At 38.4% G+C, this 14,669-nt stretch carries 12 protein-coding genes; 10 read left to right on the top strand and 2 right to left on the bottom strand.

All coding sequences use genetic code 11. The annotated features are described in order from the left end of the window. Positions 1-99: 99 nt before the first annotated feature. Positions 100-1,671, top strand: a complete 1,572-nt coding sequence (locus DTOX_RS13825) for a vanadium-dependent haloperoxidase (RefSeq protein ID WP_015758307.1) — start codon at positions 100-102, stop codon at positions 1,669-1,671. A 138-nt stretch (positions 1,672-1,809) separates the two neighbouring features. On the opposite strand, the gene DTOX_RS13820 is transcribed toward DTOX_RS13825, so the two are convergent. Continuing rightward, the gene (locus DTOX_RS13820; RefSeq protein ID WP_015758306.1) at positions 1,810-2,778 is read right to left on the bottom strand and encodes a hypothetical protein; all 969 of its coding nucleotides are present in this window, start codon (positions 2,776-2,778) and stop codon (positions 1,810-1,812) included. An 11-nt stretch (positions 2,779-2,789) separates the two neighbouring features. After that, positions 2,790-4,334: an MBOAT family O-acyltransferase gene (locus tag DTOX_RS13815; RefSeq protein WP_015758305.1), complete on the bottom strand. Its 1,545-nt coding sequence runs from the start codon at positions 4,332-4,334 to the stop codon at positions 2,790-2,792. 53 nt (positions 4,335-4,387) lie between these two features. On the opposite strand from DTOX_RS13815, the gene DTOX_RS13810 reads away from it, so the two are divergent. The 9 genes from DTOX_RS13810 to DTOX_RS13770 all read left to right on the top strand — a co-directional run bounded on the left by DTOX_RS13810 (position 4,388) and on the right by DTOX_RS13770 (position 14,660). Then, on the top strand, positions 4,388-5,857 hold the full coding sequence (locus DTOX_RS13810; RefSeq protein ID WP_015758304.1) for a UDP-glucose dehydrogenase family protein: 1,470 nt from the start codon (positions 4,388-4,390) through the stop codon (positions 5,855-5,857). Positions 5,858-5,931: 74 nt separating this feature from the next. Next, positions 5,932-7,302, top strand: coding sequence for a mannose-1-phosphate guanylyltransferase/mannose-6-phosphate isomerase (locus DTOX_RS13805; RefSeq protein ID WP_015758303.1), 1,371 nt, complete (start codon positions 5,932-5,934; stop codon positions 7,300-7,302). A gap of 17 nt (positions 7,303-7,319) precedes the next feature. Beyond that, positions 7,320-8,693, top strand: coding sequence for a lipopolysaccharide biosynthesis protein (locus DTOX_RS13800; protein ID WP_015758302.1), 1,374 nt, complete (start codon positions 7,320-7,322; stop codon positions 8,691-8,693). A gap of 294 nt (positions 8,694-8,987) precedes the next feature. Next, a complete protein-coding gene (gene gmd, locus DTOX_RS13795) occupies positions 8,988-10,076 on the top strand; it encodes a GDP-mannose 4,6-dehydratase (protein WP_015758301.1) in 1,089 nt (362 codons plus the stop codon). Continuing rightward, the gene (locus DTOX_RS13790) at positions 10,069-11,043 is read left to right on the top strand and encodes a GDP-L-fucose synthase family protein (protein ID WP_015758300.1); all 975 of its coding nucleotides are present in this window, start codon (positions 10,069-10,071) and stop codon (positions 11,041-11,043) included. The genes gmd and DTOX_RS13790 overlap by 8 nt, the downstream gene beginning before the upstream one ends. After that, positions 11,024-11,815, top strand: coding sequence for a class I SAM-dependent methyltransferase (locus DTOX_RS13785; RefSeq protein ID WP_015758299.1), 792 nt, complete (start codon positions 11,024-11,026; stop codon positions 11,813-11,815). The genes DTOX_RS13790 and DTOX_RS13785 overlap by 20 nt, the downstream gene beginning before the upstream one ends. A gap of 12 nt (positions 11,816-11,827) precedes the next feature. Further along, on the top strand, positions 11,828-12,535 hold the full coding sequence (locus tag DTOX_RS13780; protein ID WP_015758298.1) for a class I SAM-dependent methyltransferase: 708 nt from the start codon (positions 11,828-11,830) through the stop codon (positions 12,533-12,535). Between the two features lie 33 nt (positions 12,536-12,568). Beyond that, positions 12,569-13,570, top strand: a complete 1,002-nt coding sequence (locus DTOX_RS13775) for a GDP-mannose 4,6-dehydratase (RefSeq protein ID WP_015758297.1) — start codon at positions 12,569-12,571, stop codon at positions 13,568-13,570. Further along, positions 13,545-14,660 carry a glycosyltransferase family 4 protein gene (locus DTOX_RS13770; RefSeq protein ID WP_042315868.1) on the top strand — a complete coding sequence of 372 codons (1,116 nt, stop codon included), beginning with the start codon at positions 13,545-13,547 and terminating at the stop codon, positions 14,658-14,660. The genes DTOX_RS13775 and DTOX_RS13770 overlap by 26 nt, the downstream gene beginning before the upstream one ends. Positions 14,661-14,669 lie beyond the last annotated feature (9 nt).

The following is a 14,669-nucleotide window of genomic DNA, read 5'->3' as shown; positions in this document are numbered from 1 at the left end:
TTCTAAATTATTATTTTTAAAAATCACAGACTCAGGTCTTTTATCATAATATAAATGCAGTAAATTAAGTTAAATTATGGATAAAGGAGTGAGCCCCAAATGAGCGGTCAAGGTTCGTCGCCTAATGAATTGAACTTGAACCTGGGGGAGTCGTGTGATATTGGACCAGCTGGTGCGCGAAAGCGCCGTCAGGAGGCATTTCAAGTTCGTCAGGACGCAACGCTATTTCAAAGGAATCTTCCTCTCCCGGGCCATCCATGCAATGGTGATGAATTTTTGTATCCCAATAAGATTGGTAACTATTCTAAGGCGTTACCACATAATCAGCTGGGCGAGGTTAACCTCAATGCTTATCAAGCCATGATTGAGGCATTAACCACTGGTAACCCGGAGGATTTTGAAAGCATACCTTTGGGAGGTGTTACCAAGCTCACCAACCCCCAGGCTGCTTATGCCTTTGAGCTGGCGGGACCAGATTCTCATCATTTGAGTTTGATTGCACCACCAGCCTTCAGCAGTGCCCAAATTGCCAGCGAAATGGCAGAGCTTTACTGGCAGGCCTTAACCCGGGATGTGTATTTCATGGACTATAATACCAATCCGTTGACTATCGCGGCTGCATCTGATCTGTCGGGATTTGCGGATTTTCCTGGGCCAAAACTCAATGGTGAGGTCACTACGGGAACCCTGTTCCGCGGGAATATGCCAGGTGACCTGGTGGGACCATATATTTCTCAGTTTTTGTGGCAAGACATTCCCTTTGGGGCCGCCAAGTTTGCCCAGCGACAGCGTACCACAATAGTCGGTGACGACCACCTGACCATGTATGAGGAATGGTTGAACATCCAGAACGGATTTGCTCCGGCAGCCCAGAATCAATTCGACCCCGTGCTTCGCTATATCCGCAGCGGACGTGATTTGGGCGAATGGGTGCACCGGGATTTCTCCTGCCAGGGTGTTCTCACTGCTTGTTTGATACTGCTTGGCTATGGGAAGGACGCCCTGGCTCAAACCAATCCCTATCTGCGTTCAGCAACTCAGCTTGGTTTTACCACCTTCGGCATCCCACATATTCTGGATTTTGTGGCCCGGGCGGCGCGGGTAGCGCTGGAAGCAGCCTGGTTCCAGAAATTCCTGGTCCATCGTCAGCTCCGTCCCGAGGAGTATGGAGGACGTGTTCAAAACCTCTTGACGGGTGCCTCTGACTACCCGATCAACTCGCAATTGTTTAATTCGCAGGCGGTTTCCGAGATCTTCAACAAATACGGCACATACCTGCTGCCTCAGGCCTTTGTAGAAGGCTGCCCGACCCATCCGTCCTACCCCTCTGGTCACGCCGTTTATACTGGGGCGGGAGTTACCATGCTTAAGGCGTTCTTTAATGAATCTTTTGTCATACCCAATCCGGTTTTAGCCAGTGCTGATGGTCTCTCGCTGCTTCCTTACTCAGGACCACCTTTGGCGGTAGGTGGGGAATTGAACAAACTGGCTGCAAATATTGCCATAGGCCGGAATTTTGCAGGCATACACTGGCGTAGCGACGCAAGCGAGGGCATAAAGCTGGGTGAGGCAGTGGCTATCAGGATCCTGGAGGATTACAGGGATACCTATAATGAGGATTTTAGCGGATTCTCCTTCACCAAGTTTGACGGGACTACCATAATAATCTAATATGCTGTTCTGTTTCATGTATAAAAAATACTTTTTCATCTTTCCTTTACGGTTGGTATATTTTCTATAGTGGTGCATGTCTTCTAAATAAAAAAACCTGAAAAACACTTAGCTATAAGTGTTTTTCAGGTTTTTTTATTACCTTTCTACATATGGTCTGAGAAGAAGAATAATTTGTCCGGTTCTGTGCACCATAGCACGGTCAGTTAGGTGGTAATTCGTGTCGTAAAATGACGATCTGTCGTACATGAAGTCCTGGGGTGAGCCAAGTACAGGAACATTAATGTCGTGGTAAAACTGTGTAATGTGCTTAAAGGCATTTTCTTTTGGTAATTTGTCGTATTCAGGATAGTAAACTGTGCAGGGAAAAGTAGCGAGCAAGGTTATACCCTGACTATTGCACCATTTATTAAACACCTTTAATTTTTCCCAGGCCAATGTATCTGCGGGGATCCCCTCAGTAATGGATTTAAGGGGGGTTCTACCTATATTTTCTTCTTGTGTGGGAGTCCTGTCGGATTCCCGGTTATTTGTTTCATCTCCATTGGCATTAATGGTTTTAGATTGGTATGTGCGATTAATAGGTGACGGCGTATGCATTTTGCTTATAACGCCGGTAATAAGACGTTTCGGGGGAATAGAAAATATAAAGCGCGTATGCTCAAAAATAGTTAGATCACGAAGATATTGAGGATCACGGGCGAAGACATAATCTACAAGGATTTCATCGGGAGCTCCGGTATAATTGTAAAGTTCATACTCTAAGGGCAGCAGGATGATATCTCCTTTCTTTGCGATACTATGTGCTTGTTTTAGGATGTAGTCCAACTGCAAACCGGCATGAATTGCCATATTGACAGCAGATATGCCTAATTCCTGTTCAATCATCTGAGATTTAATTCCAAACAGTGAATTGGATCCTGATAAGACGATTATCTTAGGTGAGTGTTTTGAATGAGCGATTGTGTTTTTAATTTTTCTTACTTCATGAATCCAACGTGTTGACTCTGTTGGAGCGCCTGTTTGGAACCGAACGAGTCCTACCCATATTAAAACTGCAAGAAGGAACCCCATAAAAATAAACATATAATATTTGTAGTATTTCATATTCCTCACTCTCAAAAATTAAAATATAAGAATTCACTTGGAGTTAGTGTAAAGTAGCTTTGCACAACAAAGAAAAGTAATATTCCGAGTACAATTCCAACGGTGAATGTTGGTTTCCATTGGAGACGCGCCGGATTTTTAACGGGTTCAAGGGCCGGATTCATATGTGCCATCCATTCTTGTGTGTTTGGGGTAAACCAAACAATTCCGAGTAGAATAAAGATCAAAAAAAATCCTCTTCCCTCAAAGGCGCCGAACCCATTAAAAGTAACTCCCAAGGAACTAAAAAAGGATTCAAACGAACCTAAATGACCTTGCAATACCGGCGGAAACGATATTCCATTTTTTCCCATCATGCCGTAAAGTATTGCTATGGCAGCACTGGGACTTTCCGATCTAAAGAAGACCCATCCTACAGCCACCGCAAGAAATGTTAGTATTTTATTAAAGCTTATGCCCAACCAATTATTTGCAGTGCTTTTAAACCCAATAGCTTTTAGGAAAGCCCGCCAAGCATGATTAACAATCAGGTAAAAGCCATGCAAGGTTCCCCAGAACACAAATGTCAAGTTTGCCCCGTGCCATAGTCCGCCTAATATCATGGTAATCATGAGATTTATGTACCTGCGGGTGCTGCCCTTTAGGCTGCCGCCCAGCGGAATGTACAGATAGTCGCGTAGGAAACGGGATAGAGTGATGTGCCAGCGTCTCCAAAAATCGATGATGCTTGTTGCTTTATAAGGTGAATTAAAGTTAACGGGAAACTTGATGCCAAACATTCTGGCAAGACCAATAGCCATGTCCGAGTATCCCGAAAAGTCAAAGTATATCTGCAGTGTGTAGGCCAGTATTCCACCCCATGCTTCGAAAAAGGTTACCTGTGTGCAATTTGCTGCGGCGCTAAACACCGGTGTGGCATAGATAGCGATAGTGTCAGCAAATAACACTTTCTTAAACAACCCGATCAAAAAAATGGTTAGGCCAACACTAAAATCCTCGTGGAAAAAGCGGAATTTTTTATCGGTAATTTGGGGAAATATCTCCCAATGGCGTACAATAGGACCGGCTATGAGGTGAGGAAAAAAGGTGACAAAAAGACAGTAATCCAAGAAGCTGTGTTTTGGGGTACCACCCCGATAAGTATCAACTAAGTAAGCAATCTGAGTGAATGTGAAGAATGAGATTGCCAGTGGCAAAATAATTCTTGGAAGTGTATAAGTTGTATAGGCAACATTATTTAATAGGTCAATGAAAAAATTTGTATACTTGAAGTAGCCTAATACACCTAAATTGACTGAGATTCCGAATACCATGATTAATTTTTTTCTGCAAACGCTGCCTGTATGGGTAAGACAGAAACCGAGAGCATAGTTAAATAGAATTGATGACAGTATTAATGTCAAATAAATGGGGTTCCACCAAGCATAAAAGAACAAGGACGTGATTACCAACCACCCAATAATGATATGTTGATTCTTTTGTCTGGTAAAAATACAAAAGATAAGCATAGTGATTGGTAGAAAGACGATTAGAAAGACATAAGAATTGAATAACATCTATTCGTCCCCTTTTATGTTGATATTTAATTATATTGATATAAGTCAAGAATATGCCTCTGCTTTTTATCACAACATTTATTGTAATAACATATATTATCACAAAGCAGATGGAGAAAGGAGGTATTAGAGGGATATTTGTAATTGCGAATAATCAAGCTCAATTAAAGGTTGTGATCATAGGTGCCGGCTATGTGGGGTTGACTACCAGTGTTTGCCTGGCTTACCTGGGACATAAGATAACCTGTGTGGATCGGAATCATAAAATTATTGATAGTCTTAATGCAGGAGAGGCAACAATTTATGAGCCTGGTTTGCAAAAATTATTGAGAGATGTCAAAAGAAATTTAGCTTTCAGCACGTGTTTAATAGATGCCTTTGATGATGTGGATGTTGTTATTATCGCTGTTGGCACCCCTTCTAAGATTAATGGTGACGCTGATTTATCTGCCGTTGAAAAAGTTGCTGAGGAGATCGGAGATATTCTAAATAAAGACTGCCAGCCTGTAATTGTAAATAAGTCCACCGTATTGATTGGTTCGGCGCGTCGGGTGGAGACCATTGTTAAAACAAGGTTGGAAAGGCGCGGCTTAAAATATAATTTTTTTGTAGCTTCCAATCCCGAGTTTCTGAGAGAAGGGGCTGCCATTATCGATACTCTCTATCCTGATCGAATAGTGGTGGGAGCTAATGATACACATTCCATCAATGTTCTAAGACAGCTTTATGCTCCTATTCTAGAGCAAACTTTTACTCCACCACCCGGCATTTCCCGCCCGATGGCTTACGAAGTACCGGCTTTTATTACTACTAATCCTACCAGTGCCGAATTAATAAAATATGCTGCCAATGCGTTTCTGGCTATGAAAGTTTCCTTTATCAACGAGTTTGCCGGGTTGTCTGAAAAGGTGGGGGCGGACATTAAAGATGTTGCCAGGGGGATTGGATTTGATAAGCGTATAGGTACTCGCTATTTGGAAGCCGGCTTAGGTTGGGGCGGCAGTTGTTTCGGTAAGGATACAAAAGCTATTATGTATATGGCATCTCAATATAGTTATTCAATGGATCTGCTTCAAGCGGCTATTAAAGTGAATTACTGCCAGAGATTTGTGGTTATGGAAAAATTACAGATGATTTTAAAAGTCATTCGGGGTTGTACTGTCGGGTTATTAGGTTTAGCTTTTAAGCCCAATACTGATGACTTAAGGGATGCACCTTCTATAAATATAATTGAAAAATTAATTGAATTGGGAGCTAGGGTTAAGGCTTACGATCCGGTTGCTTTGATTAGATTTCAGCGGCAATTTCCCGAGTTAGATGTGGAGTGCTGCAATGGCGTATTGGAATTAAGCAGGGATTGCGATGCTCTGGTCTTAATTACAGACTGGTTGGAGTTCTCTTCTGTTGATTGGGAGAAAGTTGGTGGATTAATGCGTCAGAAAATATTCATTGACGGGAGAAATATGTTTAATAAGGATGACTTTGAAAAGAATGGTTTTACATATCAAGGTGTAGGGAGATAATCTTAAGAGATTAATCCATCAGTGCATTGGAAGAAAGCAGAAAATTTTTGTTGATTAATTAAGGTGAGTGAATAATGAAAGCTATTATTCTGGCTGGCGGCAGTGGTACCAGACTATGGCCTCTTAGCAGAACTTATTTTCCCAAACAGTTTTTGAAGTTGAATAATATGGATAAATCTATTTTTCAAATGTCTTTAGAAAGATGCTTGAAATTAACTGGTCTAGCCGAAATATATATCGTAACAAATAATAATTATAAATATTTAGTTTTGGGACAGATTGAAGAACTGGGGTATAGATTTAACGAAAATAATATTTTAATTGAGCCGTCAGGCAAAAATACTTTACCCGCCATATATTACGGCGTAAAAGAGATTCAAAAGTTTGCTGAAGATATAGTAGCGGTCTTTCCGTCTGATCATTTAATTGAAGATGAACATAAATTTGTTCATACTGTTCAAAAAGGTCAACAACTAACCAATGAATATATTATCACCTATGGTGTCCGTCCAAGCAAACCTCATACCGGCTATGGCTATATCAAACCCAAAGATCCGCTGTCAATAGGTTATCAGGTTGATGAATTCAAGGAAAAGCCGGATCATAAAACCGCGGTAAACTACCTGGAAAAGGGCTACTTATGGAATAGCGGGATGTTTATGTTCAGAACAGACATTTTTGAAGCAGAGGTCAGACAATATAACCAGGAAGTATATGAAGCTTTTGAAGTAAATGACATTAACAAAACTTATGAGATGGTTTCAAATATATCCATTGATTATGGTATTATGGAAAAATCCCAGCGAATAGCCGTTATTCCCTTGGAAGTTAAATGGAGTGATCTCGGTAGTTTTGATACTTTTTATGATGAATTTACCGGTGATGAAAAAGGTAATATTACGTTTGGCAGAGATATCTTAATTGAATCCAGCAGTAACCTGCTTTACACCGATGAAGATAAAGCGGTAGCATTAATAGGCGTTAATGATTTAATTATTGTTGATGAAAAAGATGCTTTACTAATATGCAAAAAAGAACATTCGCAAAAGGTTAAGGACGTAGTAAACAAATTAAAAGAAATTAATGATTCCAGAGCGGATTATCATCTAACCGCATATAGACCGTGGGGCTCCTATACTATTCTAGAGGAAGGACTTTATTATAAAATAAAGCGTATTACAGTCCTGCCGGGGAAAAAGCTAAGCTTTCAATTACACTATCATCGCAGCGAGCATTGGATAGTAGTAAAAGGAACAGCTAAGGTCGCCGTGGAAGGTAATGAGTATCTTGTGAGAAGTGGCGAAAGCACCTTTGTCAAGGCCGGACTAAAACACAGATTGGAAAACCCCGGTAAAGTCTTATTGGAAGTTATAGAAGTTCAACTGGGCCAGTATCTGGAGGAAGATGATATAGTCAGGTTTGATGATGACTTTGGACGATGCTAAAGGAATAAAGATAAACTATGAGTGGTTTATTTATCACAATTAAAAATCTTTTTTATTCAGGAGATAGTCTATCAGCAAAAGTAGTAAAGAATATTATTTACTCTGCTCTTTTGAAATTTATAAGCATATTGGTGAGTTTTTGTCTGATAAGAGTAACGTATGACTATTTAAGACAAGAAGATATATATGGTATGTGGCTTACTATTTTGTCCTTACTTTCATGGATTAATTTTTTTGATATAGGGTTGGGACAGAGTCTCAGAAATAGGCTTGCTGAGGCCATTGCCTTAAAGGACACAGATAAGGGAAGAGATTATGTAAGCACTTCTTATGTTATAATAGGTATTTTTGTTATAACCTTGTTATTAATTTATTTTGCAATTACTCCATACATTAACTGGAATAAAGTTTTTAATTCATATGTAATTGATAGTTATCATTTGAGAAAACTGATGAATTTGACCGTATTTTTTTACCTTTTAAGTTTCTTCCTTTCATTAATAAAATCAATTTCTTTTGCATTTCAGGATGCTGTATTGCCTTCTTTGTTTGGAGTAATATCCAATACGGCTTTTTTGATTATTTTGTTTATTCTATATAAGTGTAATATGTCCGGAATAATTATTTTAGCCGGGGTTTATTCCGGAATATCAACAGCAGTTTTAGCTATAGCCAGCATATATTTATTTTTCACTAAATACAGGGACATCAGACCACGGTTTAAATCCGTTAAGTTTAATTACGCGCCGGATCTGTTAAGTTTAGGGATAAAGTTTTTTATTATTCAGATTGCCGCATTAATTATTTTTACCACGGATAATATTGTTATAACTCAAGTTTTAGGACCGGCATATGTAACTCCATATCAAATAGCTTTTAAATTATTTAGTATTTTTTCAATGGCTGCAAGTATCATATTAAGTCCTTTTTGGTCAGCGTATACAGACGCCTACTCAAAGGGAGACAACAGGTGGATTATTAAAATTTTAAAAAAACATATGTGCCTAATGATCCCGCTTATAATTGGTGTTGCTTTAACAGTGTTATTTAGCAAGCAAATTATAACTATATGGATGGGTAATAAAATACAAGTTCCTTTTTTGCTTATATTATTAATAGGTATATATACTGTTATGTTTGTTTGGAATAGTATTTTTGCCTATATATTTAATGGAATAGGAAAAATAAGATCATCATTAATTTTCTCTGTTTTTGCCGCAGTTATTAATATCCCAATATCTATTTATTTGGCAAAGCAAATAGGCGTTTCCGGAGTGATTTTGGGTAATATTGTATCTTTATCATTTGGAGCGGTGTTAGAGCCAATAAAATTTTATTATATTTTCTATTCAAAAGAAAAAAGAAGAATTTTGGATGAATTGTTTAGTTAGGAAAGAAGATAAGCCGGTCAAAAGTATTTCTTTTAGACCGGTTTTTATTTTACTGTAACACTCTGGCAGCATGCTGATTAAAATAAATAGAGTTAATTTATCTCGTACTCAAGGAAATTATGCTCTTGATAGATCCGTGGATAACTCATTGTTTAATTTAAGTGTGAATTTATGTTGCATAAGCAAGGTTAGTACTGCATATTTTCCGGCGAGCACAAGTGCCTATGGCTGGCTCGAAAGTTGTTTAAGGTGACTTTCCTGTAAAATCCAACTACCTAACGAGGAGAAAGTAAAATGAAAAAGGTTGCACTTGTTACCGGGGTTACCGGTCAGGATGGAGCATATTTAGCCGAATTCTTATTAAATAAGGGTTATCAGGTACATGGCTTAAAAAGAAGATCATCACTGTTTAACACAGACAGGATAGACCATCTATATCAAGATCTTCATGAAGAAAATGTAAACTTTTATCTGCACTATGGTGACCTGACCGACTCTACAAATCTAATCAGAATTATCTGGGAAATCCAACCCCATGAAATTTACAATTTGGCGGCCCAAAGTCACGTTAAGGTTTCTTTTGAAACCCCGGAATATACCGCCAATGCGGATGCCCTGGGTACACTGAGATTACTGGAAGCCATTAGAATAATGGGATTAACTGCGAAAACCAAGTTTTACCAAGCCTCGACCAGTGAACTTTACGGTAAAGTACAGGAAATTCCCCAGACTGAAAAAACACAGTTTTATCCCCGCAGCCCGTATGCAGTGGCTAAACTGTACTCTTACTGGATTACTGTAAACTATCGTGAGGCCTATAACATTTTTGGTTGCAATGGAATTCTTTTTAATCATGAGTCACCATTGAGGGGAGAAACCTTTGTTACCAGAAAGATTACCAGGGCTGTTACCAGAATTAAACTCGGGCTTCAAGAAAAAATTTACTTGGGAAATCTGGACGCTAAAAGAGACTGGGGTCACGCCGCTGACTATGTTGAGGCTATGTGGCTTATTTTACAGCAGGAAAACCCCGATGACTATGTAATTGCCACCGGTGAGACCTATTCGGTACGGGAGTTTGTAAAGCTGGCCTTCTCTGAAGTTGGAATTGAAATAAAGTGGCAGGGTGAAAGACTTGAAGAGAAAGGCATTGACAGGGCTACGGGAAGGATCTTGGTGGAAATAGACCCTAAATATTTTAGGCCAACAGAGGTAGATGTGCTTTTAGGGGATGCTGCAAAAGCAAGGGAAAGATTAGGCTGGAAACCTAAAGTTTCTTTTAGGGAATTAGTCAAGATGATGGTGGAAGTAGATTTGGCCGGAGCAAAAAAAGATCTGCTTTGCCAGAGAGAAGGATTTAAGGTGAATAACTATCATGAATAATGGGTTAAACGGCAAGATATATATTGCCGGTCACAGAGGACTTGTCGGTTCGGCACTCCGGAGAAGGCTTGAAGAATTAGGCTGCAATAATCTATTATATAGAACCGGCGGAGAGTTGGATCTAAGAAACCAACAAGCAGTGGAGGAGTTTTTTAGTGTGGAAAGGCCGGAATATGTGTTCTTAGCGGCTGCTAAGGTGGGGGGAATATATGCCAATAATGCTTATCCGGCGGAGTTTATCTATGACAACCTAACTATTCAAACAAACGTTATACATGCCTCATACCGGTATGGGGTAAAAAAGCTTCTTTTTCTGGGTAGTTCCTGCATTTATCCTAAATTTGCTCCCCAGCCCATAAAGGAAGAATACTTGCTGACCGGAGAGTTGGAGCCCACTAACGAGCCTTATGCCATAGCAAAAATCGTAGGAATTAAAATGTGCTATGCATATAACAGACAGTATGGTACTAACTTCATTTCAGTGATGCCTACCAATCTTTATGGTCCCAGTGATAACTTTAATCCAGAAAGTTCCCACGTTTTGCCGGCACTTATCAAAAAATTTCATGATGCCAAAACAGAAAATAAGCGCGAAGTAGAAATTTGGGGAACCGGTCAGCCAAAGAGAGAATTTATGTATGCGGATGACCTGGCCGATGCCTGCGTTTTTTTAATGAATAACTATGATTATAATGATACCTGCCCCTTTATCAATATCGGAACAGGAAAAGAACTGACGATAAAACAGCTAGCCGAAATAGTAAAGAATATTATTGGATTTGAGGGTGAGTTGAAATTTAACACTGATATGCCGGACGGAACTCCGCGCAAATTTCTGGATAGTTCTAAACTGCGTTCATTGGGTTGGCAAGCGAAAACCGCTTTGGACGATGGAATAAAGAAAACTTATGAGTGGTTTGTTAAGAATTATGAGAGAGGTTCCGGAAATGGAAAAAGAAAAATGTAGATTATGCGGCAATCGATTAGAATTCGTGTTTTCACATTTTGTATTGGAGAAATATAAAGTAAATTATTTCCTATGCGATACCTGTGAATTATTGCAAACTGAGCAACCCTACTGGCTTGATGAGGCTTACGCTTCTGCAATTGATGCGGCGGATACGGGTATTATGCTGCGTAATATAAACTTGTGCAAAATTGCTTCTGTGATTATTTATTTTCTTTTCGAAAGGGAAGGTAAGTTTATTGATTATGGGGGAGGACATGGAATTTACACCAGATTGATGCGGGATGTGGGGTTTGATTATTATTGGTTTGATAAATATGCAAAAAATCTGTTTGCCCGTAGAAATGAAGCTGTTAAATCTAAAATATATGCAGGGGCAACGGCCTTTGAGGTATTTGAACATCTTGATGACCCAATCAAAACAATGGAAGACATATTTTCATATTTAGAGAAAAAAACTGTTTTATTTACAACTCAGTTGTATGGTGACCGCGTTCCGGATCCAGCTGCCTGGTGGTATTACGCATTTAATACGGGGCAGCATATTTCTTTTTATAACATTAAAACTTTGCATTGGATTGCTGAAAATTATAATTTAAATCTTTGGAGCAACGGATGCTCAATGCACTGTTTTACAGAAGAGAAAATCTCCGATTGGAAGTTCAATATTTTAAATAAGTTTAATAAATATATCTTTTCCTATGTTAACAGATCGATGTCTTCCAGAACTATGTCTGACCATCAAATACTTCTAAAGAATACTGGAATGTGAAAGGAGAATTTGATGAAAGATATATTTGACTCATATGTTGAAAATATTTTTTGCAGCTACGAACAAGCTTCATTAAAATTTATTCAATTTGAAAAAAATTACAAGCGTTTTTTCCCTTCCAATAAGGGTGCTAAACTTCTGGATATAGGTGTCGGAAGAGGTGAAATGCTTTCATGCATGAGAAACTGGGGCTATGAAAATTATATCGGTGTAGATATTTCTCCGAGCACAATTAGGTTTTGCAAATCGCTGGACTTGAATTGTATATTAGTTGATGATTCAACAGCATGGCTTAATGAAAACAAGAATGAGTTTGATTTAATTACTTTGCTTGATGTCCTTGAGCATATAAAAAAAGAACATACAATAGAGTTTTTAAAAGCAATTAAAGCATCATTGAAAAATAACGGAACTTTAATTATTCAAGTTCCAAATCTTCAGGCACCGGATGGCCAGCTTCATAGGTATAATGATTTCACTCATGAAGTCGGATTTATTGAGCATAGTTTGCAGCAAGTGTTAATAACAGCCGGGTTTAAGAACATAAATTTTGATGGTTTTGAAGAGTTTGTCTGTGGTGACTGGAGGGAAAAGGTTAAAAAAATATTAAGATCATTGTTTTGGAGGTATATAAGATTTACTCGATTAATCAACAAGAATATTAACCCTCGTATACTTAATCCTGTTTTTTATGCATTAGTTAAAAATGATGTTTACTAGGTTTCAATCTTTTTGTGTGGAGGATAAATATGAATGAAAAAAGCGTTAATTACAGGAATAAGTGGTCAGGACGGTTCATATCTTGCTGAATTATTGTTGGAAAAAGGTTATGAGGTTCATGGTATTATACGGCACATATCTTTCGAGGATACCGGATATAGGCTAAGTAATATTGCTCATATACAGGATAAAATTTTTTTACACGGTGCGTCCCTGGAAAACCAGTTGTCGCTTTACAAGGTGGTTAAGGAAGTTCAACCGGATGAGTGCTATCATTTAGCGGCAAGGAGTTTTGTTAGTTATGGTTTGGATGAATCCTCCATTCTAACGACTAATTTCAATGGAACACATCATTTGCTGGAAGCAATTTGCGAAATAGTCCCATCATGCCGTGTTTATTTTGCCGGATCCAGTGAGATGTTTGGTTATGCGGGTACATCCCCGCAAAACGAGTTTACACCTTTTTATCCTCGTTCGATGTATGGTATTTCTAAACTGGCAGGTTATCATTTAGTTAATATATACCGGAAAAGATATGGAATCTTTATTTGTACCGGAATTTTGTATAATCATGAATCTCCCCGGCGAGGATTTGAGTTTGTTACAAGGAAAATTACGTCAACTGCCGCAAAAATAAAAATGGGTTTTAAAATAAAGCTTATTTTGGGGAATTTGGAGGCCAGACGTGATTGGGGCTATGCTCCTGATTATGTTCGAGCAATGTGGATGATGCTGCAGCAAGATACTCCTGATGATTATATTGTTGCGACCGGCAGAACCAATTCAGTAAAAGATTTTGTTGATATTACCTTTAAAATGTTGAATTTGAATTATAAGGACTATGTAGTGACTGATCAGAGGTTTTATAGATCGGGTGAAGAAGTACCTTTATGTGGTGACAGCCAAAAAATTAGAAGTAGATTGGGTTGGAAAACAACGAAGCTGCTGACAGAGATTATCGAAGAAATGGTTCAGGAGGATTTAAAAGCAGAAGGTTTAAGGTGTGATTATGGTTCGCGTATTATACGATCATAGAATTTGGTCACTTCAAAAATACGGGGGAATCTCAAGATATTTTTATGAAATAATTAAAAGAAACACTGAGTGTTGTCGGATCAAGGCTGATGTTTGCTCGGGTTTTTATAAAAATAACTATGGTCTTAAAAATATATCTAATAAATATCTAAAAGTTGTAGGTATGAAATTTCCTGAATTGCCTAAAACAGGACGTGTATGGCCGGTGCTTAGGTTGGCCAATGAAACTCTTTTTAACGGTTGGTATATGCTGCGAAAAAGTAAATATGATATTTACCATCCAACCTATTACTGTATTGAAAAAAGAAAGTTTAAAAGAAGACAAGTGGTAACTGTTTATGATATGATTCACGAACTTTATCCGCAATTTTTTTTAAAAAATGATTTTACATCTATGGCTAAAAAACATACAGTGGAAAATGCTGATATGGTAATTGCTATATCCGAATCTACAAAGAGGGATTTAGTAAATATTTTAGGTGTTGATCAAAAGAAAATACATGTTGTTCATTTGGCCAATTCCCTGAAGTATGAACCTTCAGCTTGTGAGGCTGTAATTAAGGAACCATATATTTTATATGTTGGTAACCGGCGAGGATATAAGAATTTTTCTAATTTTATTAAAGCTTATGCCTGTAATAGTAAAATACTATCTGATTTTCGAGTAGTAGCCTTTAGCGGGGAAAAGATTAGCCAGGATGAGAGGGGTATGTTTGAGGAATTAAGGATTAGTGGAAAAATTGAACAAATTTTTGGCGATGACACGGTTTTAAGCAATTTATATAAAAATGCGTCTTGTTTTATTTATCCGTCTCTATATGAGGGATTTGGTATTCCTGTTCTTGAAGCTATGCACTTTGGTTGTCCTGTTATTGCCGGTAATGTAAGTTCTTTTCCTGAAGTTGTAGGAGATGCGGGAATTCTATTTAATCCGGGCAATGTAGAAGAAATATCCCATATGCTGGAAAAGGTGCTTTATGATGAGGAGCTAAAGAATAACCTTATTTTAAAAGGTTACAGTCAGGAAAAAAGGTTTAGTTGGGAACAATGCGCGCAGGACACTTATGAAATCTATTCGCAGCTGCTATAAATATTGAGT

This window comes from Desulfofarcimen acetoxidans DSM 771 (genome assembly GCF_000024205.1).
GTDB lineage: Bacteria > Bacillota > Desulfotomaculia > Desulfotomaculales > Desulfofarciminaceae > Desulfofarcimen > Desulfofarcimen acetoxidans.
The sequence above is the reverse complement of the archived record's forward strand: the minus strand, read 5'-3'. Positions and strand labels throughout refer to the sequence as shown.